15 protein-coding genes and 1 pseudogene are annotated in these 19074 nt (G+C 67.0%); 9 read left to right on the top strand and 7 right to left on the bottom strand.

What is annotated here, in order from left to right:
• Positions 1–225: 225 nt before the first annotated feature.
• The 3 genes from Q376_RS0111000 to Q376_RS0110990 all read right to left on the bottom strand — a co-directional run bounded on the left by Q376_RS0111000 (position 226) and on the right by Q376_RS0110990 (position 4769).
• Complete coding sequence (locus Q376_RS0111000; protein WP_043447348.1) at positions 226–3093, bottom strand: c-type cytochrome; 2868 nt, start codon at positions 3091–3093, stop codon at positions 226–228.
• Positions 3090–3620, bottom strand: coding sequence for a (2Fe-2S)-binding protein (locus Q376_RS0110995; RefSeq protein ID WP_027350354.1), 531 nt, complete (start codon positions 3618–3620; stop codon positions 3090–3092). Before Q376_RS0110995 ends, Q376_RS0111000 begins: the two co-directional genes overlap by 4 nt.
• A 99-nt stretch (positions 3621–3719) precedes the next feature.
• Complete coding sequence (locus Q376_RS0110990; protein WP_027350353.1) at positions 3720–4769, bottom strand: 2,5-dihydroxypyridine 5,6-dioxygenase NicX family protein; 1050 nt, start codon at positions 4767–4769, stop codon at positions 3720–3722.
• Between the two features lie 484 nt (positions 4770–5253).
• On the opposite strand from Q376_RS0110990, the gene Q376_RS0110985 reads away from it, so the two are divergent.
• The 4 genes from Q376_RS0110985 (at position 5254) to Q376_RS0110970 (ending at position 9298) form a co-directional block, all read left to right on the top strand.
• A complete protein-coding gene (locus tag Q376_RS0110985; protein WP_043447344.1) occupies positions 5254–6420 on the top strand; it encodes an FAD-dependent monooxygenase in 1167 nt (388 codons plus the stop codon).
• Entirely contained in the window at positions 6417–7235 is an 819-nt protein-coding gene (locus Q376_RS22340) for an alpha/beta fold hydrolase (RefSeq protein WP_052365144.1), read from the top strand. The genes Q376_RS0110985 and Q376_RS22340 overlap by 4 nt, the downstream gene beginning before the upstream one ends.
• Positions 7236–7260: 25 nt before the next feature.
• Positions 7261–7920, top strand: coding sequence for an N-carbamoylsarcosine amidohydrolase (locus Q376_RS0110975; RefSeq protein WP_027350351.1), 660 nt, complete (start codon positions 7261–7263; stop codon positions 7918–7920).
• Positions 7921–7981: 61 nt separating this feature from the next.
• Positions 7982–9298 carry an MFS transporter gene (locus Q376_RS0110970; RefSeq protein WP_027350350.1) on the top strand — a complete coding sequence of 439 codons (1317 nt, stop codon included), beginning with the start codon at positions 7982–7984 and terminating at the stop codon, positions 9296–9298.
• Positions 9299–9323: 25 nt separating this feature from the next.
• On the opposite strand, the gene Q376_RS0110965 is transcribed toward Q376_RS0110970, so the two are convergent.
• On the bottom strand, positions 9324–9794 hold the full coding sequence (locus Q376_RS0110965) for a MarR family winged helix-turn-helix transcriptional regulator (RefSeq protein WP_027350349.1): 471 nt from the start codon (positions 9792–9794) through the stop codon (positions 9324–9326).
• A 305-nt stretch (positions 9795–10099) separates the two neighbouring features.
• Between Q376_RS0110965 and Q376_RS0110960 the strand changes: the two genes are divergently transcribed.
• The 5 genes and pseudogenes from Q376_RS0110960 to Q376_RS0110940 all read left to right on the top strand — a co-directional run bounded on the left by Q376_RS0110960 (position 10100) and on the right by Q376_RS0110940 (position 16184).
• Positions 10100–12376 (top strand): xanthine dehydrogenase family protein molybdopterin-binding subunit, encoded by a 2277-nt coding sequence (locus Q376_RS0110960; protein ID WP_245598938.1) that lies wholly within the window; start codon positions 10100–10102, stop codon positions 12374–12376.
• A 186-nt stretch (positions 12377–12562) separates the two neighbouring features.
• Positions 12563–13162, top strand: a complete 600-nt coding sequence (rdgB, locus tag Q376_RS0110955; RefSeq protein ID WP_027350347.1) for an RdgB/HAM1 family non-canonical purine NTP pyrophosphatase — start codon at positions 12563–12565, stop codon at positions 13160–13162.
• Complete coding sequence (gene hemW / locus Q376_RS0110950) at positions 13162–14364, top strand: radical SAM family heme chaperone HemW (RefSeq protein WP_027350346.1); 1203 nt, start codon at positions 13162–13164, stop codon at positions 14362–14364. The genes rdgB and hemW overlap by 1 nt, the downstream gene beginning before the upstream one ends.
• 37 nt (positions 14365–14401) lie before the next feature.
• Positions 14402–15046, top strand: a pseudogene (locus Q376_RS22335) (YiaD family glycine zipper/OmpA-like lipoprotein); the annotation flags it as partial.
• Between the two features lie 280 nt (positions 15047–15326).
• Entirely contained in the window at positions 15327–16184 is an 858-nt protein-coding gene (locus Q376_RS0110940; protein ID WP_027350345.1) for a 23S rRNA (adenine(2030)-N(6))-methyltransferase RlmJ, read from the top strand.
• A 15-nt stretch (positions 16185–16199) separates the two neighbouring features.
• Here the strand turns inward: Q376_RS0110940 and Q376_RS22330 are convergent, their stop codons facing one another.
• Genes Q376_RS22330 through ugpA form a run of 3 tightly spaced genes read right to left on the bottom strand, consistent with a single transcriptional unit; the run spans position 16200 to position 19067 of the window.
• The gene (locus Q376_RS22330) at positions 16200–17312 is read right to left on the bottom strand and encodes a sn-glycerol-3-phosphate import ATP-binding protein UgpC (RefSeq protein WP_052365143.1); all 1113 of its coding nucleotides are present in this window, start codon (positions 17310–17312) and stop codon (positions 16200–16202) included.
• Between the two features lie 34 nt (positions 17313–17346).
• Positions 17347–18192: a sn-glycerol-3-phosphate ABC transporter permease UgpE gene (gene ugpE / locus Q376_RS0110930; protein ID WP_027350344.1), complete on the bottom strand. Its 846-nt coding sequence runs from the start codon at positions 18190–18192 to the stop codon at positions 17347–17349.
• The gene (gene ugpA / locus Q376_RS0110925) at positions 18192–19067 is read right to left on the bottom strand and encodes a sn-glycerol-3-phosphate ABC transporter permease UgpA (RefSeq protein ID WP_027350343.1); all 876 of its coding nucleotides are present in this window, start codon (positions 19065–19067) and stop codon (positions 18192–18194) included. The genes ugpE and ugpA overlap by 1 nt, the downstream gene beginning before the upstream one ends.
• Between the last annotated feature and the right edge of the window lie 7 nt (positions 19068–19074).

The raw sequence follows: 19074 nt of genomic DNA, 5'->3' as shown, positions 1-19074 counted from the left end.
CGAGGCAGGAATGGGCACGTGTCGAACGGCCGGTCGATCTCTCCCTCAAGGGTCGCCAAGGCCCACTGCGCGGGCATCGATAGCCCGCTCGTCATGGCTGCCAAGCGGATGGCGAAAGCGGTGGTCGTCGTTCGTCGCGGACTTTAGGGCCGCGCTCGATCGAGCGCAAATGAATTCTCGTGCACGCTCGGTTCGAACCTTGGCCAGGGGGCGATCCTCGGGCTTTTACCGGCGCGGGGCCCAGTCGGCTCCCGCATCGCGCAGCTCGCCAATGCGCTCGTCGAGATCCTGCCAGGCGGGCTGGTCGGGGGCGTAGCGAGCGCGGACATAGCGAGCGATCGCGGCGATCTGGGCATCGCTGAGGCTATCGCGGAAGCTTGGCATCAGGGCGCTATCGATCATGCCCTCGGCGTGGACGCCGTCGAGCATGGTCTGGATCAGGTTGTCCGGCCTCGCGCTCGAGACGTTGGTATTGAGCGCGAGCGAGATTTGGGCCGAGGTGGGCCCGGGCAGTGTGCTTTCATGGCACGCCGCGCAGGCGCGTTCGAAGCTGCGCCCGCCTTCGTCGGGCAGCGGCGTGGCGAGCCCGGCAGCCTGGATCCGTTCGGCGGCGGCGCTGGCGGCATCCTCGACCGTCGCCGCGAGGGGGCCGGAGAGCGCGGCGACGTAGTGGGCAATCGCCCGGACATCTTCCTCGGGCAGCTCAGCGAGTCCCGCTACCACCGGCGCCATCGGGCCACCTGCAGCGCCGTGGTGGGGCGAGGAGCCCTCACGTAGGTAGGCATAGAGATCGGCCTCGGTCCAGGGAACCGGGGCGCTGGAGAGGCCATTCAATGCCGGGGCCTCCCAGCCGTCGACGATCGCGCCGGAAAAGCGCGCCTCGGCGCCGCGCTCGGCGCCGAGCAGGTTGCGCGGCGTGTGACAGGCGCTGCAGTGGCCGGGGCCCTCGACGAGATAGGCCCCGCGGTTGTACTGCGCGGATTTGGTCGGATCGGGCTGGAACGGTGTCGGATCGTGGAACAGCGCATTCCAGCCGGCGAGCAGCGGGCGGAAGTTGAACGGTGCGCGCAGCTGGTTTTCCGGCGGCGTCGCGCTCACCGCCGGGCGCGACATCAGATAGGCGTAGAGCGCCTGCATGTCGGTATCGGAGAGCTTGGCGTAGGCGGTATAGGGGAAGGCCGGATAGAGCTGCCGTCCGTCCCGGCCGACGCCATGGCGCATGGCGCGCTCGAAAGCGGCGAATGACCAACTGCCGATGCCGGTCTCTTCATCGGGGGTGAGGTTGGTGCTGTAGAGCGTGCCGAATGGGGTCTCGAAGGCGTGCCCGCCTGCGTTGGTCTCACCTCCCGGTGCGGTATGGCATACCGCGCAGTCGCCGACCTCGGCGACCAAACGGCCGCGCTCGAGGGTGGCGGCGGAGTAGAGATCCGCCGGAGGGCGCTGGATCGGTGCGATCGCCGGCTTGAATGGCCACAGCGCCGCCGCCGCGCCGGCCAGCGGCAGCATCGAGGCGGCGAGCCAGCGCTTCTTGCGCCAAGGCCTGGTGCGAGCTCCCGGTATGCCGCCAGGCAGCGCGCGGGCGCCGGCGCTTGCGGTGGGAGCATACTCGGCAAGCGCTGCGCGCACCCGCTCGGGACTGAACGGTGGCTCGCGCAGGCGTACGCCGGTGGCGTCGAACAGCGCGTTGCTGATCACCGCCACGCTGGGCGCCAGGGTGCCTGCATCGAGTGCGCGGAGGCCGGCGCTGCCCAGCGAGGTCGACAAGGTCTGATCGCTGATCGGTGCCAGCGTGATGTGCTCGATGGAGAGCGGGCCGCGTCGCGGCTCCTCGCCTTCGCCCCATTCCTGCGCGTCGCCTGAGTTCGCAAGCAACGGACTGGTGCGCTCGATCAGCTGGCGTTGCAGTTCGGCGCGCAGCTGCTCCTGGTCGAGCCGCTCCCCGCTCTCCTGGCCCAGCACCAGCCGGGTTAAGGCGATGTCGCCGGTGATCCGATTGACTTCGACATCGGCTATCCAGGCCGCACGGGCCCGCTTGGGGTCGCCGGCGGGACCTTCTTCTCCATAGGCGAAGCCGCGCCCGTGGGAGACTTCCGGGTGCTCGCTTCGCCTGCGTCGTGTGGACCAGCCGGCGCGCGCGGCGACCGCTTCGATCAATGCCTGGCCGCGAGGGTCTTCCAGCGCAGCGAGACGCAGCGCGACCGGATCCTGTCCGAGGCGATGTGCGAGTTCGTCGAGATACGACTCGCGGGCGAAGGCGAGCTGCGCCGCGCCGAGCCCCGGCAGACGGTAGCCCGGCCGGTCGGGGGCTTCGATCTTCCAGTCGAGTGCGGTGTAGGGGATCGACAGCGGCTGGCGCGGCATCGGGTCGGCCGCCGACAGCCCGGCGAGCAGCAGCGCAAGGGCTGGCGCGGCGTCGCCGGCCAAGTGGAGCCGTGCCTCGAGCCCGCTCAGGTTGCCATCCGTCAAGGTGTCCGACAGCGCGATACGCTGACCCGGACCGAGGCGATCGCCGTCGGCGGCATAGCTGCGATCGAGCCAGACCGCCACCGGTGCGCCGGCCGCGGCGGAAAGCAGCGCCGCATCGGCGGCGGCGTCGTCGGCGCCGGTTCTCCCCAGGCCATCGTCCAGCGCTTGGTGCAGCTCGATCTGGTCGATCGGGCGACCGAGCAGCCGCGCGATATCCTCGCGCAGCGCGGTCGATGTCTGGCTCGGTGCCCACAGCCGCACCCTCCCAGCGCGGGCGTCGGCGACCACCCAGCCAGCGCTGGGGCCGAAGCGCATCCGGTTCGGCCAAGCGTAATCGGTCTCGCCCTTGGCGCAAGGCTCGGCGCAGGCGGGCGGCGGCGGCGGAGCTGCCGACCACTCGATGACCAGCCGCTGCGCGGCGATCCGGGCGCGATCCGGGGTGTCGGCGACAACGCCGATGAAGGCACCGCGCTCGACCACCTGGTAGCTGCCGGGGAGCGAATCGAGCGCGGAGGCATCGACGTTGACCGGCTGGTCGGATTCGAACCGGCCTTCTTCCAGCCGGAAACGAGGCGGCCGGACCACCGCGCCGTAGCGCACCTCTTCGTTTGCCGGTAGCTCGCTCATAGGGATGGGGATCGTGCGTCGAGCGGGTCCGCCTCATGGACCTCGATGCGCCGCGCGCGTGCGATTTCGGCCGCGCGACGGGCGGCCTGGATGATCTCGACATGGGCGCCGCAGCGGCACAGCTGATGACGCAGCGCACGCTTTATCGTCGTCTCCGAAGGGTCGGGGTCCTGTTCGAGCAGCGCGGTCACGGCAATGATCATGCCGTTGATGCAGTAACCGCACTGCGCCGCCTGAGCCTCGATGAACGCTTGCTGCACCGCGCTTGGCTGTTGGCGATCGCCGAGCCCTTCGAGCGTGGTCACCCGTCGCCCGAGGGCGACGCGGGTGGGTAATACGCAGCTGCGCGCCACGCGGCCGTCGACCAGCACCGTGCAGGCGCCGCACTCGCCGAGACCGCAGCCGTACTTGGGGCCGTTGAGCGCGAGGTCGTTGCGCAGCAGATAGAGCAGCGGCGTCTGCGGTGCGGCGCGAAGCCGGTGCTCGCGCCCGTTGACGGTCAGGGTCAGGTCATCGGGTAGGGCCATTTGGAGTCCATCATTGCCTAGTTATCGTTGTTCGCGCTCGTCATTGTATTTGGCGCCGCCTGGATCTGTCGGCCTCTGGACCACGTACGCCGCGGAGAATCAGCCGATCGAGGCCTCGGGCGCGACCACTCGACCGGCCTCGACCACCGTGGTGTCGTCGAGGCGGATGGTGCAGTGGCGCAGCGGGATGTCCATGTGACACGGCGTGTTGCGCGGTCCGCCGACCTCGGTGTTGGGGCCGGTGGAGAACAGGAAGTTGCCCTGGAAGGCGCGCGCGTCCATGGCGATGGCGTCGTTTTTGTCGTGCAGTCCCATCGCGCTCCACTCGGCGCGCGGCTGCAGACCCCAGCCGATATGAGAGAGCGCGAACACCTCCGGGTCCTTGAAGTGCTCCATGTAGCTGCGCAGGAAATCAGCATCGAAGCCGCCGCTGATCTTGCGGATGTAGCCTTCGGAGATCTCGAGCACCACCTGGGACTGCGCATAGCGCTTGAACGGCAGCAGGATGTCGCCGACATCGAGCACGATCACGCCTTCGGCGCTGGTCTCGTCCGGCCACGAGAACAGGAACCCGCTCGGCCAGTGATCCCAGCGTCCCGGCTCGTCGGCGAAACCGTACTCGGTGACCACCGGATACTGGCCGAGCCTGGCATGGAAGTCGGTACCGGCTTTCGATGCGGCGTGGAAGGTCGAGGCGTTGCGGAATACCTCGGCGGCGGCTTCGACCCGGCGCTTGTCGTCGAGCGTCGGCAGCATCCGCGCGAGCATCTCCGGCGGCTCCACCGCGAGCAGCATGCGGGTGCCCGATTTGAGGATCTGCTCCTGCTCCGGGGAGTGCAGCAGCATCATCGTATCGACGATCAGGTCCGCGGCCATCAGGGCCTCGAGCGCCGCCTTGTGGCCGCTCAATGGCGTCTGGCCGACGATCGCAGTGAGATCGTTGCCGATCGCCCGCGGATCGTTGAATGCGGGGAGCTCTACGCCGTAAACCTTGGCGCCGAGGCGCAGCGCCGCATCGGTGGCGGCGCGTACCGTACGGGGGTCGGAGTAGCCACTTTTGAGTACTGCGACGCTTTGCGTGGCGTCGACCTTGGAGAGGGTGAGGACCTCTTCGAACATCTGGCTGAGCTGGGTGTCGTTGACCGGCATGTCGTGCTCCTCGGCGCCGCTTGGCGTGCGCCTCATGGCTTGAAGTTGTTGTTGCGCTCGAAGTCGACGAGTGGGCCGTCGGGAGAAGTCGGGCTCGCCCGGGGCCTCTCGTGGAGAAGCTAGTCACTGATCCTGGTCGCTGCGTCTGGATGGTGCAGGAGGTGCGAACGGTTTGTCGTTATGGTGCATATTTATGGCGTATACGCCTTTAATAGTCGCTATTCCTTATAGCATCGAAGAAATCTGATCGGCAAACATAGTTGACAGGGAAAGCGTTCAATCCCTGTTTTTATGGGCGTTTTGTGTTTGTTTTTCTTCGATTAGAACTGGTTTTTTGATCATCCGGTAAATTTAAGCGGACGCAAAAATATAGCGTAGACACCCTTTACAGCTGAAAGATAAGGCGTATACGTTGTTAACTCTCGGCCGGGGCAACCCCTGTCCTGATCCCCGATAACATCAATAGCAAGCGCGGGAGATACAGATGAGCACCCCTACGATCGCCGTGATCGGCGCCGGACTTGGCGGCGCCGCGGTTGCGGCTCTGTTGCAGAAGGCTGGATTCGACACTCAGGTGTACGAGCAGGCCGAAGCCTTCTCGCGCCTGGGTGCGGGCATCCACATGGGCCCCAACCTGATGAAGGTGATGCGCCGGATCGGCGTCGAGCAGCAGCTCGAGGCGATGGGCTCGCACCCGAGCCACTGGTTCAGCCGTGACGGCGCCAGCGGTGACTATATGTCGCGGATCGAGCTGGGCGATCATGCGCGCAGCCGCTATGGCGCGGCCTACATCACCGTGCACCGGGGTGATCTGCATGCGCTGCTGGTCGACCAGCTCGATTCCGAGCGGCTGCATTATGGCAAGCGGCTGAGTGGCGTCGAGGAACGCGGTGACGGCGTCGAGCTGAGCTTCGTCGATGGCAGCAAGGCGCGAGCGGACATCGTGATCGGCGCCGACGGAGTCAACTCCGCCCTGCGCGAAGCGCTACTGGGGGTGGAGGCGCCGCTTTACAGCGGCTGGGTCGCCCATCGCGCGATCATTCCCGCGGCGAAGCTCGAGGCGATCGAGGAGCTCGAACTCTCGGCGTTCGAGGATTGCGTCAAGTGGTGGAGCGAAGACCGTCACATGATGGTCTATTACGTCACCGGCGACCGGCGCGAGTACTACTACGTCACCGGCGTACCGGAGCCGGAGTGGGACCACGGCACTTCCTTCGTCGAGAGTTCCCGCGAGGAGCTGCGCGAGGCGTTCGCCGACTATACCCACCCGGTGGTGCAGGCGCTGATCGACTCCACCGAGGAGGTCACCAAGTGGCCGCTGCTCGAACGTGACCCGCAGGCGCTGTGGCACAAAGGGCGGATGGTGCTGCTGGGCGACGCTTGCCACCCGATGAAGCCGCACATGGCCCAGGGTGCGGCGATGGCGATCGAGGACGCGGCGATGCTGGTGCGCTGTCTCGAGGCCTTCGGCGTCGAGCACTATCGGCAGGCCTTCGCTTGCTATCGCGACAGGCGGTTCGAGCGTGCTTCCAAGGTCCAGCAGGTCTCCCACGACAACACTTGGCTGCGTACCCAGGAGGATCCGGCCTGGGTGTTCGGCTACGACGTCTACGCCGAGCCGATCGACGCGACCGAGAAGAGCGTCGCATGAGCGCGCTGGTGTATGGCGCCAACCTCTACGCCAACGGCATTCGCCAGCACTATCTGCGTTACGGCGGCAGCGGCCGCCCGCTGGTGCTGATCCCCGGCATCACCAGCCCGGCGATCACCTGGGGCTTCGTCGCTGAGCGTCTCGCCGCCCACTTCGACGTCTACGTGCTCGACGTGCGTGGCCGCGGGCTCTCCGCGTCCGGCCCTGGGCTCGACTACGGCCCCGATGCATGCGCCGACGACGTCATTGCCTTGATCGATGCGCTCGGACTCGAGGATGTGGTGCTGCTCGGCCACTCGATGGGCGCGCGCTTCGCCGCCCGCGCGCTCAAGCGCGGCGCCAGCGCAGTGAGCCAGCTGGTGATGGTCGATCCACCGGTCTCCGGCCCCGGGCGGCGCGAGTATCCAAGCAAGCTGCCCTGGTACGTCGATTCGATCGCGGCCTGTGAGCGCGGCGCCGACATCGAGACCATGCGCGGTTTCTGCCCGACCTGGAGCGACGAGCAGCTCAGGCTGCGCGCCGAGTGGCTGCACACCTGCTATACGCCTGCGATCGTCACTGCCTTCGAGGATTTCCATCGCGACGACTTCCATGCCGACCTGCCCGCGGTCGCGGTGCCGTCGATGCTGATGGTCGCCGGGCGTGGCGGGGTGATCGAGCCGGCCGACGAGGAGGAGATCGCGACGCTCGCACCCGGCATCCATATCGCTCGAGTCGAAAAGGCCGGCCATATGATTCCGTGGGACGACCTCGAAGGTTTTCTTGCCGCGCTCGGTGCTCGTTTCGGGCTCTCCTTTGCTGGCGCCGAGCGCTGATGCGGGTGATGAGGAGGAAGGATCGATGAACGACACGATCGACAACTGCGTCGACAACTACAAGGGCGTTTGGGATAGTCGGATCGGCTTCGGCACGCGGCCGGCGCTGCTGGTGGTGGATTTTCTCAACGCCTACGTCACCTTTGGTGCGCCGCTCTACGCCCCTGGTGTGGTCGAGGCGGTGGCGGCGGCGCCGCGGTTGCTCGAGGCCGCCCGTAACGCGTACCTTCCGGTGGTGCACACCACGATCCGCTACCAGCCCGAGGGCTTTCTCGACGGCGGTCTGTGGGTCAAGAAGGCGCCGGTGATGAAGGCGATGGTCGAGGGCAATCCTCTCGCCGAGTTTTGCCAGGGTGTCGCACCAGCGGCGGGCGAGTTGGTGATCGTCAAGCAGTACGCCAGCGCTTTCTTCGGCACTTCTCTGGCCTCCACCCTGGTGGCGCTGGGGGTCGATACCCTGGTCATCGCCGGCTGCTCGACCAGTGGCTGCATTCGCGCCACCGCGGTCGACGGGGTCCAGTACGGCTTCCGGGTCGCGGTGGTGCGCGAGTGCGTCGGTGATCGGCATCAGGCTCCCCATGAAGCCAACCTGTTCGACATCGACAGCAAGTACGGCGACGTCGTCTCGCTGGACGAGACCCTCGAATACATCGGATCGCTGGGCCGAGATTGCGAGGCCCGTTAATTGCTCCATGGTCCCTGTAGCGTCAACAATCAAAAGCAGTCGCTAGCGAGGAATCCTTTCCATGTCCCACGCAACGCTCGACGGTCGGGCGCAGCCCGCCGCGACCCTTCAGGAGCAATCGCTCTACCGCCGCGTCGCCTGGCGGCTGGTACCGTTTCTGTGCATCTGCTACCTGATGTCCTACCTCGACCGGATCAACGTCGGGTTCGCGCGCCTGACGATGGAGAGCGACCTTGGCTTCAGCGCTTCGATCTACGGTTTCGGCGCGGGGCTGTTCTTCGTCGGCTACATCCTCTTCGAAGTGCCGAGCAACCTGATCCTGGCGCGGGTCGGTGCGAAGCTTTGGATCGCCCGGATCATGGTCACCTGGGGCATCATCTCGGGGATGACCATGCTGGTCACCGAGCCCTGGCACTTCTATACCCTGCGCTTTCTGCTCGGTTTCGCCGAGGCGGGTTTCCTGCCTGGGGTGCTCTACTACCTGACCTGCTGGTTCCCCTCCTACCGGCGCGGCAAGGTGATGGCGCTGTTCATCATCGGGCTACCGCTTTCCAGCGTAATCGGTGGGCCGCTGTCGGGGGGAATCATGCACTTCTTCGACGGCAGCTACGGCCTCGCCGGCTGGCAGTGGCTGTTCCTGCTCGAGGCCTTGCCGACAGTGGTGCTCGGCGTGGTGACGCTGTTTTGGCTGCCCAACGGCATCAGCGACGCGCGCTGGCTCGACGCCGAGCAGAAAGCGCTGCTCCAGCGTCGGCTCGAGGATGACAACGATGAGCTCGGCGAGGGCAGGCATTCATTCAAGGATGCCTTCCTGAGCCTCAGGGTCTGGCTGCTCGGTGGCATCGATTTCTCGATCCTGCTTTCGGCCTACGCGCTCGGCTTCTGGCTGCCGAGCTTCATCCGCGACACGGGGGTCTCCGACACCTTCCATATCGGCGTGCTCACCGCGATCCCGAGCATCGCGGGCGTCCTCGGCATGCTGGCGATCGGGTTCAGTTCGGATCACTTCCGCGAGCGGCGCTGGCACATCATCGTGCCCTTCATCATCGGCGCGTTCAGCATGTTCGCCAGCACCTTCTTCACCCACCAGCTGGTCGCCACCGTCGCGCTGTTCTCGCTTGCCTCGCTCGCGATCTTCGGCGCGATCCCGGTGTTCTTCAGCCTGCCGGGCACCTTCCTCAAGGGCACCGCGGCCGCGACCGGCTTCGCCCTGGCGATCTCGGTGGCCAATATCGCGGGCCTGATCAGCAACTCGTTGATGGGATTCATGCTCGACCTCACCGGCAGCGCGAGGTTCGCGATCTGGTTCTTCGCGGCTTGCCTGCTGCTGAGCTGCCTGATCGTGCTCTGGCTGCCGCCCAAGCTGGTCAATCGCTGAACCCGCTCGAAAGCATGCGAGGGGATCAGCCCCCGCTCTCGTTCATCTTCTCGAGCAGCATCAGTAGCGCTACTCGCTCGGCGTGATTGAGCGTCCCGAAGGTCAGGTCGGTGATCCGCTTGGCGTGGGGCACCATCTCTGCCACCAATCGCTCGCCTTCGGGGGTGACGCTGACGATCACTTTGCGCTGGTCGAGTTCATCCTTGGAGAGCTCGACCAGAGCGCGAGCCTGGAGCCGTTTGATCACGCCGCGAATGGTGGCGGGATCGATCGCCGTGGCGCGGACGATCTCCGCCAACGAGCGTGGGCCCTGTTCGCTCAACGTGCAGAGGGTGACGAACTGGATCGAAGTCAGCTGTGGGTCGCAGCTTTCGCGCTGGAAGATCGCGGTGTGGCGCTGGTAGGCCTTGCGCAGCAGATGGCCGACTTGCTCGTGGAAATCGTAGTCCTGATCAGCAGGACAGCTGCCGAGCGAAGAGCGGTGGGCCTCGGTCATGGGGTGGTCCGCCGAAAGGGGTGAAACAAGAACTAGCGTGTACACATTGTATTTCAGCCAGGACAACGACACCAAGTAAGCCTGCCGGCTCTGGATGGCTGGGGATTTCTCATTTAATAACAAATGACTGTGATGGTTCCCAAGCCGTGGGCAGGGCTTGGGTACGCAACCTTCGCAGACAAAACGCAGTATCGATGAGATTCTCGGCGCTGCTGCGATCAACCCGCTGATGGTCCGCGCCCGTGGAACCCGGGCAGTCGAATCATGATTCCTCGCCAATCCGGCTGACCCATGGAGGAGCCTCCTTGAGCGCTTTTTCAACCGCCTCACGCAATCCCAGGGTCGACCGCGCCCGGCTGTTCGACGCCGATGGCGTGCTTTGCGTCTATCGTAACCCCGCGGCACCTCCCGTCCCCGCGCCCGGGCAGCCGGGCAGCCGTTCGAGCTACGTGCCGTGCGAGCCGGAGCCGTTCGTCGCGCTGTTCGACGACGGCCGGGTGCTGGCATTCAATGGCCACGTCGACCTGGGCACCGGCATCCGTACCGCGCTGGCGCAGATCGTCGCCGAGGAGCTGGAGGTCGATTTCTCCCGGATCGACATGGTGCTCGGCGACCCCGACGAGGTGCCCAACCAGGGTCCGACCATCGCCAGCGCGACGATCCAGATCGCCGCGAGGCCGCTGCGCATCGCGGCTGCCCAGGCGCGGCGTGCGCTGCTCGAGTTCGCGGCCGAGCGGCTCGAGGCGCCGGTCGAGACGCTGGTGACCGAGGTGGGGGTGGTCATGGCCCCCGACGGCGGTTGGCTCGATTATGCCGAGCTGCTGCGCGGGCGCCGCGCGCTGCTCGAGCTGGACGAGTCGGTGGTGCCGAAGCCTGCCAGCGCCTATCGGGTGGTGGGCCGGGCGATGCCACGGGTCGACATCCCGGCCAAGGTGTTCGGCGAAACCCTGTTCGTGCATGACCTGCGCCTGCCGGGCATGCTCCATGGCCGAGTGGTGCGCCCGCCCTACGTCGGCCGCGATGGCGGCGCCTTCATCGGACGCAGCCTGATCGAGGTCGACCGCGCCTCGATCGATGAGATCGAGGGCGTGGTCGCGGTGGTGGTCGAGGGCGATTTCGTCGGTGTGGTCGCCGAGCGCGAAGAGCAGGCGATCCTCGCCGCCAAGCGGCTGGCGTGCCGCTGGCGGGTTCCGCCGCCGTTGCCCAATCTCGATCGCGCGCTCGCGGTGACCCTGCGTGACGCGCCCTCAACCCATCGCACGCTCAAGCGCGAGGGCGACGTCGAGGCTGCGATGGCGCAGCTCGACGCGCCGCTGTCGCGCACTTATCTATGGCCCTATCAGCTGCATGCCTCGATAGGCCCCTCCTGCGCAGTCGCCGACTGGCGCGAATCGAGCGAGGGCACGCGACTGGCGCTGTGGTCGGGCAGCCAGAATCCGCACAGCCTGCGCGCCGACCTGTCGCGCCTGTGCGGGCTCGATGAAAGCGCGATCGCGATCAAGCGGCTGGAGGCCTCGGGCTGCTATGGGCGCAACGGCGCCGATGACGTCTGCGCCGATGCGGCGCTGCTCTCCCGCGCGGTGGGGCGCCCGGTGCGGGTGCAGCTGAGCCGTTCCGACGAACACGGCTGGGAGCCGAAGGGAGCCGCCCAGCTGATCGAGGTCAGCGGCGGCCGGCTCGCCAGTGGCGCTTTGGTCTACGACCTGGTCATCCGCTACCCCTCCAACGATGCGCCGACCCTGGCGCTGCTGCTCACCGGGCGCGAGCCCGCCGAGCCGCGGGTGTTCGAGATGGGCGATCGCAGTGCGGTGCCGCCATACGCCATCGAGCACCTCGGCACCGCCTGCGAGGACATGGCGCCGATCGTGCGCTCGGCGTGGCTTCGCGGCGTCTCGGCGTTGCCCAATGTGTTCGCCCATGAATCTTTCATCGACGAGCTCGCCTATCTTGCTGGGCGTGATCCGCTGGCGTTTCGCCTCGACTACCTGATCGGTGGGCGCGCCCGTACGCTGCTTGCCGAGCTCGGCGCCCGCGCCGGCTGGCAGCCGCGCCGTGCCGGTCCCGATCCCGCGCGTCGCGATGAGGCGGTCGGGCGCTGGGTGCGCGGGCGGGGCCTCGCTTACGCGCACTACGTGCACAGCCGTTTCCCCGGCTTCGGTGCCGCGATGGCGGCCGCGGTGGTCGAGCTCGCGGTGGCGCTCGATAGCGGCGAAGTCCGCGTCGAGCGCGTGGTGCTGGTCCAAGACGCGGGGCAGATGGTCAACCCCGCCGGCGTGCGCCACCAGGTCCACGGTAATCTGATCCAGGCGCTGGGACGCACGCTCAAGGAGCGCGTCCAGTTCGGCTCCCTGGGCGCCGAGAGCCTCGAGTGGGGAGGTTATCCGATCCTCGATTTCAGTGAGCTACCGGCGTTCGAGGTCCATCTGCTCGAGCGCCCCGACGAGCCACCGCTGGGGGTCGGCGAAAGCGCCTCGCTGCCGGTGGCCCCGGCGATCGCCAACGCGCTGTTCGACGCCACAGGCCGCCATTTCCGCGCCCCGCCGTTCACCCCGGAGCGAGTGCGCGAGGTGCTGGCCTCCTAGGCTCGAGAATGGGTTCTACGCGGTGGCGAGCGATGACGGCGACGGCTGCGATGATGGTGGAATGGCTTGCTTGCGCACCCGCGGGCAGGCTAGCGCTGGCGTTCGCCCAGGCAGGGCTTACAATGGGCCGCCGCCATGGCGAACGAATTTCTCGCCGCAAGACATTCCCCACGGAGAACCGCCGCGATGTCATCACGCGAACTGGTGCTGGCAAGCGCCAACCCGGGCAAGCTGCGCGAATTCCAGGCGTTGCTTTCGCCGCTTGGATTTTCACTGTCGTCCCAGGCCGACCACGGCGTCCTCGATGTCGAGGAGACCGGGCTGACCTTCGTCGAGAACGCGCTGCTCAAGGCGCGTGCGGCAGCCAAGGCGAGCGGTCGGGCGGCGCTGGCCGATGATTCCGGCCTCGCCGTCGATGTGCTCGACGGTGCGCCGGGGATCTATTCGGCGCGCTACGCGGGCGAGCCTTCCGACGATGGCGCCAACAACGCCAAGCTGCTCGATGCGCTCAAGGACGTGCCCGAGGGCCAGCGCCAGGCGCGCTACTGGTGTGCGCTGGTCTACCTGCGCCACGCCGAGGACCCGGCACCGCTGGTGATCCAGCGCGACTGGCGCGGTGAGATCCTCTCGCTGCCGAGGGGCGAGGGTGGGTTCGGCTATGATTCGCTGTTCTGGCTGCCGGACCAGGGTGCAAGCGCGGCGGAGCTGAGCGCTGGCGAGAAGAACCGCTTGAGCCATCGCGGTCGCGCGGTGGCGGCGCTGCTCGAGTCGCTCAAGGCGCTGTGATGACCGCCCGCGCGGCGCTGCCGCCGCTCGCACTTTACGTCCATGTGCCGTGGTGCGTGCGCAAGTGTCCTTACTGCGACTTCAACTCCCACGGGGTCGGGCACGGTGCGGTGCTGCCTGAAGCCGAGTACGTCGAGGCCTTGATCGAGGATCTCGATCAGGACCTGGCGCTGATCGAGCCGCGGGCGCTGCGCAGCATCTTCATCGGCGGCGGTACGCCGAGCCTGCTGTCGCCGGACGCCTATGTCCGGCTGCTCGAGGCCTGCGAGGCCCGGCTCGGCTTCGAGCCGGGGATCGAGATCACTCTCGAGGCCAACCCTGGCACCGTCGAGCGCACGCGCTTCGAGGGCTATCGTCAGGCTGGGATCAATCGCCTGTCGCTGGGCATCCAGAGCTTCGACGATGCGCTGCTCGCCGAGCTCGGCCGCATCCACTCGGGCGACGACGCCGAGCGCGCGGTCGAGGCGGCGCGCGCGGCGGGGTTTTACAACTTCAACCTCGACCTGATGCATGGCCTGCCGGGGCAGTCGGTCGAAGGGGCGCTGGCCGACATCGAGCGCGCCCTTTCGCTTTCGCCCGAGCATCTGTCCTGGTACCAGCTGACGCTCGAGCCGAACACCGAGTTCTTCTCCCATCCCCCCCGGCTGCCGGAGGAGGAGACGCTGTTCGACATCCAGGACGAAGGCCATGCGCGGCTCGAAGCCGCAGGCCTCGAGCGCTACGAAATTTCCGCCTATGCGCGCGCCGGTGGCGTGGACCGGCGCGCGCGGCACAACCTCAACTACTGGCGTTTCGGCGACTATCTCGGCATCGGCGCCGGTGCCCATGGCAAGCTGAGCCGACGCGACGCCGATGGCGAACTCACCGTGACGCGCCGCTGGAAGAGCCGCCAGCCTGAGTCCTATCTCAAGCGCCGCTGCGACCCGCGCGGCTTCGTCGCCGGCCAACGGCAGATCGAGCGCGACGAGATCGGGCTCGAGTTCCTGATGAACGCGCTGCGCCTGGTCGAGGGGGTGCCGCTTGAACTCTGGCAGGCGCGCACGGGTCTATCCAACGCGCGCCTCGCCGCCCAGACTGCGCGGGCGCGGTCGATGACGCTGCTGGCCGAGGACCCCGGGAGGATCAAGGCGAGCCCACGGGGTCTGCTATTCTTGAACGACCTGCTGGCACTGTGTGAGTCCGCTCGAGTACCGCTCGAATGACCTGGTGTCCGGCACTGCCAAGAGAAGGAAGGATGCGATGAACAAGCGTTTCTGGCTGGCACTGCCGCTGGCCGCCGCCGTGGGACTGGCCGGCTGCTCGACCAATGATCCCTACACCGGCCAGCGGGTCAGCAACAATACCGGTAGCGGAGCGCTGATCGGTGCCGGCGCGGGCACTGCGATCGGGCTCGCCACCGGCGGCCACACCAGCGGCGCGGTGATCGGCGCGGCCGCGGGCTCGGTGCTTGGCGCCGGCGTCGGTGCCTACATGGACCGCCAGGAGGAGCAGCTGCGCCAGACCACCCGTGGCAGCGGCATCCAGGTGACCCGTACCGCCGACCAACTGCAGCTCAACATGCCCAGCGCGATCCTCTTCGCGCATGACTCGAGCCAGCTCTCGAGCTCGATCGGGCCGGCGATGGACAGCGTGGTCAACGTGCTGCGCGACTTTCCCGATACCGGCATCCAGATCGACGGCTACACCGACTCCACCGGTCGGGCTTCCTACAACCAGCAGCTCTCCCAGCTGCGCGCCCAGGCGGTCGGTGACTATCTCGCCCGCGGTGGGATCGCGTTCAATCGCCTGACCATGACCGGCCACGGCGCGTCGAACTTCGTCGCCAGCAACGATAGCGAAGAGGGGCGCCAGCAGAACCGCCGGGTGACCATCACCCTGATTCCGCCGAACTACTCGAACCAGGTGATCCAGGGCCAGATCACCCCGCAGCAGTACGTGCCGGGCCAGGGCTCGCCGGGCCAGCAGTACGTACCGGGGCAGAGCACACCGGGACAGTACACGCCGGGCCAGTCGGTACCGACCCAGAGCGTGCCGACCCAGACCATCGGTAACTGAACGTCGAGGCGGGCGAGGCGCTGCCTCGCCCGCCGGCGCCGGCGCTCCTGGCCTTGGCGTGTTCCATCAGCCCCTTTTCACGGCGCGTGAGGCGCCCTTGGAGCCCGACGTGCTCGCCTACCAGCATGCCTATCACGCAGGCAACATTGCCGACGTCCACAAGCACCTGACGCTGTTCGCGCTTTCGCGCCAGATGACCGCCAAGACCTCGTCGATCACCTTCGTCGATACCCACGCCGGGCGCGGGCTCTACCCGCTCGATGCCGCGGAGACGCAGCGCGGTGGCGAGTACCGCGACGGGGTGCTGCCGCTATGGCAGGCGCGCGACCGTCTCCAGGACGACGAGCTGCTCGATGATTGGCTCGCCGCGCTCGATCTGCTCAATCCACGGATGAAACTCGAATGCTACCCGGGCTCGCCCTGGTGGTTCGCGCAAATGATGCGCGAGGGCGATCGCCTCGAGCTCTATGAGCTGCACCCGCGTGAATACGCCCATCTCGACGACCTGAGCGTCGCCGCGGGCGGGCTGCCAGTCGCTGCGCGGCGGCACTTCGCCGATGGACTCGAGGCGGTGGTCAAGCATTTGCCGGTGCCGACGCCACGACTGTGCGTGCTGATCGACCCCTCCTACGAGATCAAGCGTGACTATCTGACCGTCGCCGAAACCCTCGGCAAGATCGGCGCCAAGGCGCGCCATGCGGTGGTCGCGATCTGGTATCCGCTGCTGCCGGAGGAGCGCCATCTCGAACTGCTCGAGGCGAGCCGGGCGACCGGGCTGCGCAAGCTGTTGCGCAGCGAACTGCGCTATCGCGATCCCGGCAAGGGGCGCGGCATGTACGGCTCCGGCATGCTGCTGTTCAACCCACCGTGGCGGCTCGATGACGAGCTCAGGCAGAGCTTCGACCACCTCGCCGCTTTCTATGGCGGCGGCGCCAGCCATCACCTCGACTGGTGGGTGGAAGAGTAGGCGCCGCTCTCGCGCTCAAAGGCTGGCGCTGAGCGGGAGCAGCGGCGCCCTGCCGTGATCGAGAGAGCGGCGCTCGAGGCGTCGTCCTTCGGCATCGAACAGGTGCAGTCGGTCGATTCCGGCGTCGAGGCGCAGGCGCTCGCCTTCATCCAGCTGCCGCGCGCCGTCGAGTCGCACCACCAGCGGCGTGGCGGTGCCATCGAGCCGGCAGTAGGCCAGGGTATCGGCGCCGAGCGGCTCGATCAGCTCGACCCGGACATCGAACAGTGCCGTCTCAGCGTCGCTTTCGCGCAGATGTTCCGGCCTCACCCCGAGACTGCTCGGCCGCCCTTCGAACCCTTCGAGCTCCAGGCATGCGCCGCCGGGTAGCCGCCAGCCTGCGGCGCCCTGCTCCAGGGGCAGGAAGTTCATCGCTGGAGAGCCGATGAATCCGGCGACGAAGCGAGTCGCCGGGCGCTGATAGAGCGTCATCGGCGTGCCGATCTGCTCGACTCGGCCTGCGTTCATCACCACCAGCCGGTCCGCCAGCGTCATCGCCTCCACCTGGTCATGGGTGACGTAGATCGCGGTGGTGCCCAGCCGCTTTTGCAGCCGGCGGATCTCCAGGCGCATCTGCACCCTGAGCGCGGCATCGAGGTTGGAGAGCGGCTCGTCGAACAAGAACACCTTGGGTTCGCGTACGATCGCCCGGCCCATCGCCACCCGCTGGCGCTGGCCGCCGGAGAGCTGACGAGGGCGCCGGTCGAGCAGGGCTTCGAGCCCGAGCACCCGCGCGGTCTCGCGTACCTTGGCTTCGCGCGCGGGCTTGGGCACGCCTCGATTCTTCAGCGCATAGGCCATGTTCTCGGCCACGCTCATATGCGGATAGAGCGCGTAGTTCTGGAACACCATCGCGATGTCGCGCTCCGCCGGCTCGCGCTCGTTGACCCGCTCGCCATCGATCTTGAGCTCCCCCTCGCTGATCGTTTCGAGCCCCGCCAGGCAGCGCAGCAAGGTCGACTTGCCGCAGCCCGAGGGGCCGACGATGACGATCATCTCGCCGTCCTCGACGCTGAGGTCGATACCGAGGAGCGCGGCGTTGCCGTTGGGGTAGCGCTTGTTCAGTGCATCGAGAGTCAGGGTGGCCATGGCTCGTTTCCTTGGCGTCGGTGATGGAGGGTGCTCATTTCTCGCTGTCCACCAGCCCTTTGACGAAATAGCGCTGCATCGTGACGATCACCGCCACCGGCGGTAGCAGGGCCAGCAGCGCAGTGGCCATCACCGTCTGCCAGGGCACCAGGTTGTCGCCCCCGGTGGCCATCTGCTTGAGGCTGACCACCGCGGTGGTATAGGCGGTATCGGTGGTGATCATCAAAGGCCATAGATACTGGTTCCAGCCGTAGAGGAACATGATCACGAACAGCGCGGCGACGTTGGTCTTCGACAGCGGCAGCAGGATGTCGCAAAGGAACTTCCACGGCCCGGCGCCGTCGACCCGTGCCGCCTCGAGCAGCTCCGGCGGCACGGTGAGGTAGAACTGGCGGAACAGGAAGGTGGCGGTGGCACTGGCGATCAGCGGCAGGATCAGGCCGGCGTAGGAGTTGAGCAGGCCGAGATCGGAGACCACCTGGTAGGTCGGCATGATCCGCACCTCGACCGGCAGCATCAGGGTGACGAAGATCGCCCAGAAGCACAGCATCCGCCCCCGAAAGCGGAAGAACACCACCGCATAGGCGGCGAGGATCGCGATCACGATCTTGCCCACCGCGATACCGAGCGCCATCACCAGCGAGTTGAACAGCAGCTGGGAGACGCTGACCCCGAGCCGGCCGACCGGATCTCTCAGCACGGCGATGAAGTTGTCGATGCCTTCACCGCCGAACCACAGCGGCGCGATGCCGGTATAGAGCTCGGCGCGGGTATGGGTGGCGGCGGTCAGCGCCATCCATACCGGGAACAGGAACATCGCGATCGAGAGTAGCAGCAGGGCGTGGCTGAGCAGGTCGAGGCCGGGGCGACGGTAGCGCATCAGTAGTGCACCTTGCGTTCGATGTAGCGGAACTGGACCAGCGTCAGCGCACCTACCAACAGCATCAGGATCACCGACTGCGCAGCACTTGCGCCCAGGTCGTAACCGACGAAGCCATCCTCGAACACCTTGTAGATCAGCGTTCGCGTCGCCCCGCCCGGGCCACCGCCGGTGGTGGCGTCGATGGTGCCGAAGGTATCGAAGAAGGCGTAGGTCGTGTTCATCACCAGCAGGAAGAAGGTGGTCGGCGAGAGCAGCGGGAAGGTGATCGTCCAGAACCGTTTCCAGGGGCCCGCGGCGTCGATCGCCGCGGCTTCGAGCAGGCTCTTGGGAATCGCCTGGAGGCCTGCGAGGAAGAATACGAAGTTGTAGCTGACCTGCTTCCACACCGAGGCGATGATCACCAGCGCCAGCGCTTGGCCGCCGTCGAGCCGGTGGTTCCAGTCCACGCCGAGCGTGCCGAGCATGGCGCTGAGCACCCCCAGGGTAGGATCGAACAGGAACATCCACAGTACGCCGGCGACCGCCGGCGCGACCGCATACGGCCATACCAGCAGGGTGCGATAGCCGCGCGCGCCCTTGACCACCCGATCAGCGAGCACCGCGAGCAGGAGCGCGACCGAGAGCGCCAGCAGGGCCACCGAAGCGCTGAACACCACCGTTACGCCGAGTGCGCGGCGATACTCTGGGTCGACCAGTACCTGGATGAAGTTGTCCAGCCCGGCGAAGGTGGCGCTGAGGCCGAACGGGTCCTGGACGTAGAGCGACTGGTAAAGCGCCTGGCTCGCCGGCCAGAAGAAGAACACGGCGATGACCACAAGCTGTGGCGCGAGCAGCAGCCAGGGAGTGAAGCGGTGGCGTTGGAACGTGGTCATCTCGCTG

The sequence above is a fragment of the Halotalea alkalilenta DSM 17697 genome, assembly GCF_000621205.1.
GTDB lineage: Bacteria > Pseudomonadota > Gammaproteobacteria > Pseudomonadales > Halomonadaceae > Halotalea > Halotalea alkalilenta.
The sequence above is the reverse complement of the archived record's forward strand: the minus strand, read 5'-3'. Positions and strand labels throughout refer to the sequence as shown.